The organism is Candidatus Tisiphia endosymbiont of Micropterix aruncella (genome assembly GCF_965178575.1).
Classification (GTDB): Bacteria; Pseudomonadota; Alphaproteobacteria; order Rickettsiales; family Rickettsiaceae; genus Tisiphia.
The window spans coordinates 1,418,602-1,429,905 of record NZ_OZ238268.1 but is presented as its reverse complement, the minus strand read 5'-3'; the positions used below and the strand labels follow the sequence as shown (position 1 = coordinate 1,429,905).

The 11,304-nt window shown below is 31.8% G+C and carries 12 protein-coding genes and 4 pseudogenes; 4 read left to right on the top strand and 12 right to left on the bottom strand.

Annotated elements, in window-relative coordinates:
- Positions 1 to 7: 7 nt before the first annotated feature.
- From ACN1AG_RS06965 to ACN1AG_RS06945, 5 genes and pseudogenes are all read right to left on the bottom strand, one after another.
- Positions 8 to 862 (bottom strand): dTDP-4-dehydrorhamnose reductase family protein, encoded by an 855-nt coding sequence (locus ACN1AG_RS06965; RefSeq protein WP_417904844.1) that lies wholly within the window; start codon positions 860 to 862, stop codon positions 8 to 10.
- Between the two features lie 229 nt (positions 863 to 1,091).
- Positions 1,092 to 1,607 carry a transposase gene (locus ACN1AG_RS06960; RefSeq protein WP_417904843.1) on the bottom strand — a complete coding sequence of 172 codons (516 nt, stop codon included), beginning with the start codon at positions 1,605 to 1,607 and terminating at the stop codon, positions 1,092 to 1,094.
- 373 nt (positions 1,608 to 1,980) lie between these two features.
- Positions 1,981 to 2,151: pseudogene (locus tag ACN1AG_RS06955) on the bottom strand (IS982 family transposase); the annotation flags it as partial.
- Positions 2,152 to 2,156: 5 nt separating this feature from the next.
- Complete coding sequence (locus ACN1AG_RS06950) at positions 2,157 to 3,194, bottom strand: IS630 family transposase (RefSeq protein ID WP_417904842.1); 1,038 nt, start codon at positions 3,192 to 3,194, stop codon at positions 2,157 to 2,159.
- 56 nt (positions 3,195 to 3,250) lie between these two features.
- Positions 3,251 to 3,409, bottom strand: a pseudogene (locus tag ACN1AG_RS06945) (IS982 family transposase); the annotation flags it as partial.
- 192 nt (positions 3,410 to 3,601) lie between these two features.
- On the opposite strand from ACN1AG_RS06945, the gene ACN1AG_RS06940 reads away from it, so the two are divergent.
- On the top strand, positions 3,602 to 3,745 hold the full coding sequence (locus ACN1AG_RS06940; protein ID WP_417904841.1) for a hypothetical protein: 144 nt from the start codon (positions 3,602 to 3,604) through the stop codon (positions 3,743 to 3,745).
- 142 nt (positions 3,746 to 3,887) lie between these two features.
- Here ACN1AG_RS06940 and ACN1AG_RS06935 read toward each other — a convergent pair.
- A pseudogene (locus ACN1AG_RS06935) lies at positions 3,888 to 4,016 on the bottom strand (IS5/IS1182 family transposase); the annotation flags it as partial.
- Positions 4,017 to 4,268: 252 nt separating this feature from the next.
- On the opposite strand from ACN1AG_RS06935, the gene ACN1AG_RS06930 reads away from it, so the two are divergent.
- Positions 4,269 to 4,862 (top strand): plasmid pRiA4b ORF-3 family protein, encoded by a 594-nt coding sequence (locus ACN1AG_RS06930; RefSeq protein WP_417904840.1) that lies wholly within the window; start codon positions 4,269 to 4,271, stop codon positions 4,860 to 4,862.
- 341 nt (positions 4,863 to 5,203) lie between these two features.
- Positions 5,204 to 5,494: pseudogene (locus tag ACN1AG_RS06925) on the top strand (DUF4158 domain-containing protein); the annotation flags it as partial.
- Positions 5,495 to 5,599: 105 nt separating this feature from the next.
- Here the strand turns inward: ACN1AG_RS06925 and ACN1AG_RS06920 are convergent.
- From ACN1AG_RS06920 to ACN1AG_RS06900, 5 genes are all read right to left on the bottom strand, one after another.
- Complete coding sequence (locus ACN1AG_RS06920) at positions 5,600 to 6,637, bottom strand: hypothetical protein (RefSeq protein WP_417904839.1); 1,038 nt, start codon at positions 6,635 to 6,637, stop codon at positions 5,600 to 5,602.
- Between the two features lie 409 nt (positions 6,638 to 7,046).
- Positions 7,047 to 8,288, bottom strand: coding sequence for an MFS transporter (locus ACN1AG_RS06915; protein ID WP_417904838.1), 1,242 nt, complete (start codon positions 8,286 to 8,288; stop codon positions 7,047 to 7,049).
- A 6-nt stretch (positions 8,289 to 8,294) separates the two neighbouring features.
- On the bottom strand, positions 8,295 to 9,050 hold the full coding sequence (locus tag ACN1AG_RS06910) for a LuxR C-terminal-related transcriptional regulator (RefSeq protein ID WP_341755693.1): 756 nt from the start codon (positions 9,048 to 9,050) through the stop codon (positions 8,295 to 8,297).
- A gap of 43 nt (positions 9,051 to 9,093) precedes the next feature.
- Positions 9,094 to 9,687: a hypothetical protein gene (locus ACN1AG_RS06905; RefSeq protein ID WP_417904837.1), complete on the bottom strand. Its 594-nt coding sequence runs from the start codon at positions 9,685 to 9,687 to the stop codon at positions 9,094 to 9,096.
- Positions 9,688 to 9,753: 66 nt separating this feature from the next.
- Positions 9,754 to 9,936, bottom strand: coding sequence for a hypothetical protein (locus ACN1AG_RS06900; RefSeq protein ID WP_417904836.1), 183 nt, complete (start codon positions 9,934 to 9,936; stop codon positions 9,754 to 9,756).
- A gap of 277 nt (positions 9,937 to 10,213) precedes the next feature.
- Here ACN1AG_RS06900 and ACN1AG_RS06895 point away from each other — a divergent pair, with 277 nt between their 5' ends.
- The gene (locus ACN1AG_RS06895) at positions 10,214 to 10,564 is read left to right on the top strand and encodes a hypothetical protein (protein WP_417904835.1); all 351 of its coding nucleotides are present in this window, start codon (positions 10,214 to 10,216) and stop codon (positions 10,562 to 10,564) included.
- A 67-nt stretch (positions 10,565 to 10,631) separates the two neighbouring features.
- Here the strand turns inward: ACN1AG_RS06895 and ACN1AG_RS06890 are convergent, their stop codons facing one another.
- Complete coding sequence (locus ACN1AG_RS06890; RefSeq protein ID WP_417904834.1) at positions 10,632 to 11,066, bottom strand: hypothetical protein; 435 nt, start codon at positions 11,064 to 11,066, stop codon at positions 10,632 to 10,634.
- Between the last annotated feature and the right edge of the window lie 238 nt (positions 11,067 to 11,304).

The window sequence follows — 11,304 nt, the reverse complement described above, 5'->3', positions numbered from 1 at the left end:
TTACCTTTTATTGAAATTTATACATACGTTGAATTAACTCTGGCCACTCAGGCGGTGCATATCCCGTTGCCTTATTAAAAAGTTCGGCATTAAGTGAGCGATCAATGACCAGTTCATTAGATGGAATTATTTCGATTGTTTTTTTATAAGTACTAGCCACAAGTTTTAACAAATCATATTTATTGATCGGTTTTGCTGCAACATGATAAAGTCCACGCATATCGGGTCGCGGTATAACGATGTCACGAACTATCCTTGCTAATTCAATAGTTGGAAGTCCAGAGAACACGGCTTGGGCAAATCCTTTAACTTGTTTTTTTTGTGCAAGAAACCAGCCAATAAGACTCTTAGTTCCCGATAACTCATGCCCGATAATTGAAGTACGAAGTGTTATAGTGTTAGGATAATTTACTTCCCCTAAAAACTTTGAGCGACCATAGAGATCATTAGCATCTGCAAAATCACTCTCTGTATAGTTACCCTTAGACCCGGAAAATACACAATCTGTACTAACATGTATAAAACGAGACCCTATAGTTTGACATATTATACTAAGTCTATGAGGAAGCAAAGCATTAATTGATAGTGCTTGTAGGGAATCATTTGCATCTTCTAGTTGTTTAATTAGCCCAATACAATTTACTACCACATCAGGTCGAATTGTTGCAAATAATTTAATAAGAGAATCATGATTTTCTATATTTACTGGGGCAATGAGTTGTGTAGATGACTCTTCAGAAAAATAACGGCAAGCACCATTATTCCTAGCTGTCCCGTAAACGTTAAGGTTATGATCTTCAGCCATAAACCTAAACATGGCATTGCCAAGCATGCCTGTTATACCAAGGATTAATATTTTCATAGATTATTCTTCAAGCTTTTATTCAGTTTTTGCTAGGATTCATTAGGTTACGTTATTATATCACCAAACTCATATAATGGACTGAAAAATCAACACAAAAAAAAGATAATTTTGTTTCCTATTTTGCATTTATTAAGCAGTAATTTGCATGTAGTTTTGCATATAATCAAGATAGATATCCATAGGCTTTTTACAATCAATAGCTGAATGAGATCTTTGATAATTATATTTATTCATATAATTGTTGATGAATATAACGATAACCAAATTCAGGATTTTCTGTATATATCTCATCTATTCTATTTAAAACCTTCAAATTGTCTGTACTAAAGGGCTTAGCTTTATAATATACTGAAGCACGATTAACTTCCAATAATTCACACTGTCTTGCCTTTGGTAACAGCTTTAGCTTGGATTCGACAAGACTTTTTCTATTTGATAAGTCCAAGCTTTTTAACTTTCCCACAGCCCAATCCCTCTCAACAGTAGTTTTCCCGAGTGCTTTAGCAAGTTCATCATTTTGTTCCTTTAGCTTATTAATTTGCTCTTGATATTCACTCAATACTTTAGAAGGTTCAAAAGCTAATGCTGCATTCGCTACAAATTGACTCTTCCAATTCCGGATACTCTTCGCATTAACTTCATATTTCGATGATAGCTGAGATAATGTAATATCCTCTTTTAATAATTCTAGCACTATTTTTGTTTTTTCTTCGGCACTGAAAATTCTTACCTTATTTTTCATAGTTGTTCCTTTTAAGTTTAACTCTTTTATTCTAACTTATTACGGAAACTTAACTACTCTCTTTTTTGTCTAATTTCTTCAGTCCATTATAACTTAACTTGACGGTGTATTAAAATTATTTTTTTGTATTTTTACCTATTGCTACTAAAAAGTAAAAACATTAGTATAATTTTAACTATTTATACTTTTTCAACAGTCCGTCTTGACTAGTACACGTTAATTCGGGATAAGGATTAGTAAAAATAGCAGACATATATACACTACGAAGAGCAATTAATGTATGAATTCACAGAAATGCAATTTATACATATCCAAAATCTTGTATTAGTTATAGCTAAAGCATTTTTACTAATCCTTATCCCGAATTGACGTTACCTGTTTCCTCGCCAAATAACAAATGCATAAGAATATTAAGTGGGACAAACAATCTAGGCATTAACTCGACAAAACGGTTATAGCTCAATGCTTTTGGGAAATCACCTTTGTGGATATATTCTATACAAGTCTTATAAAAATATTTAAAGTTTTTAGCATAAGAAGTATACTCAATTAACCTGAAGAGTTGGCAAAATGATTAAAAGTTATAGTCTGAAATTGGTCAGTTATAAGAGTAAGCAAATTACCTTTGTATTTATCAATATTAGCAAAAAATCTATCTATAGCTTCTGAGAATTGAGCAAAATTATGGTAAAATTTATTATTTGTTACAATTCTATGCATAAATTTCCATAATCGTTCAATCGGATTAAGATTAGGGCTATAGGGAGGTAAAAATACTAATTCTATTTTGCTATTTACTAGATACTCCTTTACTTTCTTTGACTTATGATACCCAGCATTATCACAAATCAAATATATCTTCTCTTTATTAGGATTTTCTGCTTCTAATTTTTGTAGAAAATTGATTATATAATCACCGTTTACTTTAGGATTATCTGTGCTAACTAATTGCAAATCAGATAAATTAATTGCTCCTATTAAATGCTTCCTTTTCCAACCACTAAATGTTGGTAAAGTTTTATTTTGATTCTTTCTGATCCAACCATAACGGGCTTTTGTTTGATACTGAGGATGAACGCTATCCATAAAATATATAGCTTCTTTAGCCTTGAGATTACCTTTTAACAAACTATATTCTAGCTTAAATAGTTCTTGCTTATCTACATCAAGCTTGCCGGGTACAATCTTTGGCTTTTTATATACAAAGCCTAATCTCCTTAATAGCTTTGTTATTCCTGCTATTGTATAGGCAACACCGTATTTTTTTTCTATGTAATTGCTAATATCTTTGGCATAAACATAATTACATACTTCTAAATGCTCTATTAACTCTTTCTCTTCTAGCTCACTTAGCTTACTTGCACTACCACCGTTAGCTGTCTCTAATTTATTAAATTTTTGATAATCTCTTACATGCTTTCTTATAGCTTCTTCACTTAACAGCAATGCTTCTGCTATTTCTTCATAGCTCCAACCTTTATCATACAGCAAAACTGCCTTAATTCGGTCACATACTCTCCTATCTCGTTCATTACCATGACGTGACTTCAGTGCCGTTCTTTGTTCAGATGTTAAAATATTTCCCATAATCATATTCTAGCTTCTTTCTTCTCTTCTTTCAACTCTTCATTTACGAGCAGTATATGATACATTACCATAATTGTCATAATCTCGCTTAAACTCATATCACAACGGCGATTCCTTTGTTTTTCTGTTGGTAATAATTTCTTTTTTTCGTATTCATAGTAAATTTTACAAAAATCGTCTATAAAACTATATAATTCTGTGATATCTTTTTTCATGCCTGTGTTTATTTCTTTTTCCACAAAAACATTTATCACAGGCATTAACTCCTTGCAACTCTTATATCTACACTATTCTTTCTTATCCCTTATCCCTTATCCCGAATTGACGTATAACGGGACTTTCACCCATAAGATTAATGCACCTTATCTTGACGCACACACAGTATATCGAAAGCATTATCTCTTCTTATGGTTCAGTCTATTATTAAGGCATTAGATGAAGCATTTGCTACACCGCCGTTAGTGCTGCCTGATAACTTAGATGAGAAAATGCTAGATAAGCACTTTCGTATACTTAATGATTTAGATGTGTACTACGTTAATTCGGGATAAGGATTAGTAAAAATAGCAGACATATATACACTACGAAGAGCAATTAATGTATGAATTCACAGAAATGCAATTTATACATATCCAAAATCTTGTATTAGTTATAGCTAAAGCATTTTTACTAATCCTTATCCCGAATTGACGTATATCGATACAAGACTGCTTCTACAAATAGGCGATTATCCTTGGCTGTTACACCAACAGACTCTTCCCTTCCAGGTAGGTTATCTTTAATCCGATCCCATTGATCGTCACGTAGAGCATATCGACGCATAGAGAAAATTTATTCTTAATTTTTTCTCTATTAGGCGGAGTGTGAGGGAACAAGCGATGAGCCGCCACTTTGCTGGAATTCATTTGTGGATTTTGCATTTTTTAAAGTGCCGAATATACAATAGCGAGAGAATATAGTAAAGAAAGAGAGATGATAGTAATGAAATTATTTGATTTGCATTATATTTGGATCTAAGATATCATCATTAAAATACCGACACCAGTTATTCTAGGAACTTATGGGAAATCAAATATGACAGCAACTATTTCAAATATTTATCAATTTAAAATTACCTTAAAAGGAAGCAAACCCAAAATTTGGCGACGTATTCAAGTACCGGAAAAATACAGTTTTTGGGATTTACATGTGGCCATTCAAGATGCTATGGGATGGCAAGATTATCATCTGCATCAATTTGAGATGATCAATCCTAAGACTGGAGAAAAGGTTCTAATTGGTATACTAGATGAGGAGGGATTTGCCGATACAATTCCTGAGAAAACTGCTAAAATAGCTAAGTATTTTTTATCTTCTAAAGATAAAGCAAGTTACGAATACGATTTTGGTGATGGATGGGAACATGAGGTTATTTTAGAAAAGATTTTACCAGCAATTGCAGGAACGCAGTATCCACAATGTATAGAAGGTAAACTGGCTTGTCCACCGGAAGATTGTGGTGGTGTTTGGGGATATGAACATTTGCTGGAAATTATGGCGAATCCGCAGCATGAGGAATATGCAGAACGTATGGAATGGTTAGGAGATAATTTTAACCCAGTAAACTTTGATCCGAAATTGGTTAAGTTTGATGATCCTAAGGAACGCTGGAAAATAGCTTTTAAGTGATTTTGATATAGATATTTAGTTAGATTTATTTTTAGGAATTAAAAAATATTTAAAATGCAAAACAATTTACCTCAAAATAATATTCTTGGTATCGATGTTTTGTTTACCTTAGATATTACGTTAATTCGGGATAAGGATTAGTAAAAATAGCAGACATATATACACTACGAAGAGCAATTAATGTATGAATTCACAGAAATGCAATTTATACATATCCAAAATCTTGTATTAGTTATAGCTAAAGCATTTTTACTAATCCTTATCCCGAATTGACGTATATTGAAGAAATAGCTTTAGCTCAAAGTAAAAATAGTGCTGAAAATAAATTGGCATTTGTTGTAATGCTTAAGTTTTTTCAAATGGAAGGAAGGTATCCTACTAATGATGATATTATTGCTAAATCAATGATTAATAGTCTTGCTGTTCAATTAAATTGCTATGATATCTGTCTTGAGAATTATGATTGGAATAGTAGGACTTCAGAACGATTTCGTCAAGAAATTCGTTTATTATTGGGTTATAGAAAGGTAAGTAGTATTGATAGCAAGAGGTTAATTAATTGGTTAATGGAGTATATATTGCCTGAAGCTCCAACATTATCTCAGCTGCATGAGCAAGCTTATCAATTTTTTCGTAAACATAATCTAGAACCATTTAAACCCAAGCAGTTAGATCGTTATATTAGCACGGCATGTTATAGATTTGAACAACAGTTTTTTGCTGATATTTTTAAGCAATTATCTACTGCCCAGTGCTTCTATTACCATAGATCGCCGTTTACTTGGTATTGCACCTATAGCTGGCACAACCTTAGAATCAACATAATATTTATCCTTAATCTGCTTGTTCTTTTTAATAAACTCAATCGCCTGTACTATTTCTTGATAATCAGGATTATTAGTGTGAAAAACAAATATCTCTAATAACATTAATAATACACGACGATGAGCATGTGAGTACAAGGAGTATATTTTCTTTTGTACTTGGTGCTGATACCATGTATCTTTGTTAGATATTAGTTCTTTGGCTAAATTGCTAAGCGTCTCTTCACTTACTTTTGGATAAATTGTATCTTTAATTATACCAGCCGGATTCTCTAAAGCTGTATCTGCAAGTGTATATAAAATATCGAATTTACCATTAACACATTTCACCTCAGATAATATATTTTTATTAATCGATATTTCAGCGAATAGCCTCATCTTGTGGATTAATTGAATTAACGTATCTACTAAATCATCTGTTAGTAATGCAGAACGGAAATAGCAAAATATTGCCATACTTGCATAAAGTGTCTGAGGCTTATATGCTTTAATATCGCTAGGTATTGCAGCAAAAATTCGCATATAATATTTTTGCTTAAGTTTTCTAGATGATAAACTAAACGATGACGGTAAATTCAACATCCTTAAGCGTTGAATCTTATCAATTTCAAAACCAACATTCTTTAACTTAGCTCCTGCTATATTTTTCTTTAGCTGCTTTAATTTTATCTGTTCAAGCCTTCTTGCTTCAACATCCTGTTGATCACCAATATTTCCATCATTGGTCAATTCAGTTGCCTCTTCATCATCTAGGTCATTAATGTCATCTAATAACCTATCCATTGATTCTATTGTTGCAGTAGATAATTGCTTAAAAATATCAGCAAAAAACTGTTGTTCAAATCTATAACATGCCGTGCTAATATAACGATCTAACTGCTTGGGTTTAAATGGTTCTAGATTATGTTTACACGTTAATTCGGGATAAGGATTAGTAAAAATAGCAGACATATATACACTACGAAGAGCAATTAATGTATGAATTCACAGAAATGCAATTTATACATATCCAAAATCTTGTATTAGTTATAGCTAAAGCATTTTTACTAATCCTTATCCCGAATTAACGTTAATCCTTATCCCGAATTGACGTATTACGGATGCTAACGTGTATATAGACTATTGTAACCAAAATAATCTTAATCCCATAAAATTTATAGAAGATACAACTAGCGGCAAAATTGCTTGGCAAGATCGAACAATTGGAAAAATTATGGAAAAAGCTGTTAAGGGGACACCGTCAAGTTAACTTGAATTTAACAAAAAATGAGTATTTTGTGAACGATACTATGCTGCTTACAGACTGAAAATTTTGTTAAAATTAGGCGTTTTTCAGTTAACTTGACGGTGTCGTTAAAACTTATATAATATTTTTATATGTTTCTTTGTAAAAAAATATTATAAAAATAGCTAAAATAGCTAGGAAGGTTAAATAATAAGACATCGCTAATCTATCTCCTGTAACCTGATATATCCAAGCACCAATCATAGGGACTGTCCCTCCAAATATTGCTGCACTTATGTTACATGATAGTGCTACTCCTGTAAAACGAACACTAGTTGGAAATAGTTCCACTAGAATCGTTGGTATTGCACCCATATGAAATGCTACTATTACAGCAAATAAAATTTGTGCTGTAGTTGCAAGATAATAAGATTTAGTATTTATCATGAGAAAAATTGGGTAGGTGAGTATTATAAGTGCTAGGCAACTAAAAAGAATTACAGGTTTGCGTCCTATCTTATCTGAGATGTAGGCAGTAATAGGGAAAGTAATGATCATGGTAACTAAAGTTAAGCCTCCTAATGTTGAGCATTCAGCTTGGCTATATCCAAGGGTCAACATGTAGTTTGGAATGAAAATAGTTGCAGCATAAAAAGGTGCTGTAACATTAATATAAAGACCTATTGCTAACCAAAGTTTTTTCTTATAGTTTAATAGTAGTTCTCGCAAAGGGTATTGTAAGACTAGTCCACAATCTCTTACCTTGGCATATATTGGGGTTTCTGATATGCTATTTCTTATGTACATTCCTATCATACCAACAAAAAAACTACTAATAAAAGGTAATCGCCACCCGAAAGACCATAAATCTTCTTTTGATAACAAGGAACTGAGTAAATAAGCAATTATTATTCCTAACAACATTCCTAAGCATTGGCTAATATATACAATACTTCCAATTATGCCCCTGTTATTTGCCGGTGCATGTTCTGTAAGATAAATAACGCAACCACTAAATTCCCCACCTAATGAAAATCCCTGAACTAACCGTACTATAGTTAAAATTATTGGAGCAACTAAACCAATTGAATTATAACTGGGTAGTAATCCTATTATGGTAGTAGGAACTACCATTGTCAAAATACCTATAACCAAGGAAATACGTCTTCCAAATTTGTCACCAATATTACCAAAAATAATTCCTCCAAGCGGTCTTACCACAAACCCAGCTGCAAATATTGCAAAAGTCAGTATTTCACTAATAGAGCTATCTGGCAAAAATTTTTGTTTGAGTATATAAGCAAACTGAGCATATAAAATAAAATCATACCATTCCAATGCATTGCCAATCATACAGGTCAAAACAATTTTTTTCATAAAAACCTATTTTGTAGACACGGGAATAATACTATTTGGAATGTAATGTAGGAAACCACTATTAATTGCTTTTTCTATAAGTTGAGATTTATTACTGCACCCTAACTTTAATTTGATTATCGCAAAGTATGATTCCACAGTACGTACTGATAGGTTTAATATAGTGGCGATTTCTTTCATGGATTTACCACGCAACAATAAGAATACACATTCTTGTTGTTTTTTGCTTAAAGGAAGAGGAGAATGCTCCTGATTTAAAATATAAATTATAGGTTTATCCTGCGAATTTATAAATTTTTTATCAAATTGATTTAATGCTAGATACCAATTAAACATATTAGTGTTAGATATGTCCATAACTTGACCAAATATCCCAGTGATTTTCCCATCTTCTTGTTGTATGGGGATCTTATGACTCATTAAGGTTTTCCAGCCAGATGAATAATTGCAAATATATAAGCTTAATATCGCCTTAGTAGTATCGATAACTTTCTGATCAAGGGTTATAAATTGCTCAGCTGCTTTTACGGCTTCACAAGGTATGTCAAAATCTGTTAAATCAACGCAGTGGTCTGGACTCTTCCAACCCAGTAGTAGAGCATAATCTTTACTAATAACGGAATACTTAGAATTGATGTCTTTAGCGATAACAAAGCCAGGTACATTTACTATAGAAGCAAATTCAGATTTTAAATCGTTTTGTTTAGTACAAATAATTGATGTATTTTGTACTGAGCTTTTATCTTGGACAGGCTTCAACATAATTTGTTACACGAATATTTTGTTGTTATAATTAGCTGGACACTTAGTTGGACAGCTCTACACTATAAACTATTTTTTCAATATTACCATTATATCCTAGTTCTCCTATAATAATCTTGGAGGCTTTACATACCATATTTTCTTTGAAAGAGACTGCTACTCTCTTTGCAGTATCCTGTAATTCAAACCTTGGTGGGTATTGGTAAAACAACGTCATATGAGGATTATATAACTCCAAAACTCCACTAACGCCATAATTATCGACTTGTTCACGTTGAACATTTGACATATCTTTATAAACATCTTTAGAGCGAGCCAACGGATGTTTGTGGAAAGGGCTAGCTAAATGAACGATTGATGCGTGTAATGCCTGAAGATATTTAGTTTTTTCTGCTCCTAAGTCTATCCACCTATCTGCAGTAGAGTAAATTTTACTAAGATTTAAGGTAAAAGGTTGGAGTTCTAGTCCTTTAATTTTGTTATATATTTGTGGCAGATCTTTTGTTTCATATGCTCCGTGATATAAGGTAACATGCCAATAATTTTTAACATTATTTAAATGACTTAATATTTTTGCAATATCCTGATTTAGTTTTTCAGCTACTCTTACGCATTTTTCTTCTAGTAATATACTCATTCAAAATGAAGATGCTTTTGTAGATACTTATAAATGCGGGGGTTTAGGCTATTATTTAAAGCATCTTCATTTTGAATGAGTATATAACAATCCCATATTCTTATTTTTTCCTGCTGTTAATGTTCCACTACTATAAGCAAGTATAAACCAAACTATAACAAAAAAGAAGAATGACTTTTTAATTAAACTCCTAACAGCTGCATGTGACATAAAGCATTTTCCTAATAAATCCTGTACTTGAAATTCCATAATTTATACCTCAAAATTATTTTTTAATTTCAGATGACTAACTTTATACATAAATAATAATGTAAAAAATCAACTCATATCAATACCGTAAAAAATACCGTAGTAATTAATACATCAGTAAGTTATAATAATATTTTTTCGAATATTAAGTAAAGTAATAAATAGGATTTACTAAATGATTAAAATAAATACGTATAGCAGCAATCAATCATCCAATTTTATCTAGCGAAAGGCTATAGCGGACAAACATAACATTAGCAAATAAAGGAAGTAGAACATGAATTACCAAATATTAGCCTTGGCTATTGGAGTATTTAGCCTAATCATCGGACAGATATTGTTAATACTACTCTCGGTCAAATGGCTTAATCAAATCAGATCAACCTGTAGCAACATTAAGGTTATTTGCAATAATTTTTCTAACGTCTACATCAAAGCACAAAATGAAATAGCAGCTCTATATCAAAAGACCACAGAGCTAGCTAATAGTACAGCTAAGAAAGAAAATCACATGTTAAATGCTACCTTTCAGTTAGAAGATATTAATCTGAATCTTAAAATACTCCTTGATGAGTTTAGAGAATTTACTAGCTCTAGTAATAATATTACGCCACAGACCAAGGAATAAAAATAATTAACATTAACTAACTAACCCCAGTTGCCCAATTAATTTTGTATATCAAAAAGTTCTAGAGTCAATCCTTGATTATTTTTGCTTTATTACAGAATTTACCTTGCATATCAAATATTTGTACTACTCCTTCTGTATGAATATCGTGAGCTTTATCAACTAGATATTTTTGCTGTGGTGGAAACCATTGTAACACAAAATAAAGGACAGTGGTTGTAGTAATAGTTGATAAGCTAAGACTAATCGCTACCACAGGGAAAAAATTCTTGCTACGATTAATCCTAAGAGACTCAATATCATCTTTAATTTTGTTGAGATTTTGACTACAGCTATTAATCGCTATAGTCATTTCATCTATTTTAAGTTGGTTGTGATTTTGAATTTCCTCAGCAACTTCAGGGGCTATAGCTCTTATGCTTTTATCTAACTTCTCCGGTATTTTGCTTAAGATATAGCACTCCTCACTAAGCTTAGAAAGATTTTTTTTAAAATCTTCCAACTGAATACTAAATATTATTACTATAATTGCTTAGTGGAATCACTAAAAGATGCTAAACTTGCACTTCCCGTTTAATATATGGCAGCTCTTTAACTAGTTCCATGCACGTAGTAAAGTGCTTGTCTACTTTGTCATAAACTGTAGTAAAGTCAGTCGTTATTTTTTTACTCTTTAAAAAACGGTGATATGCTGGTTTATTATTTGGCACATATATACATACATCAAGTCATTTTTTACT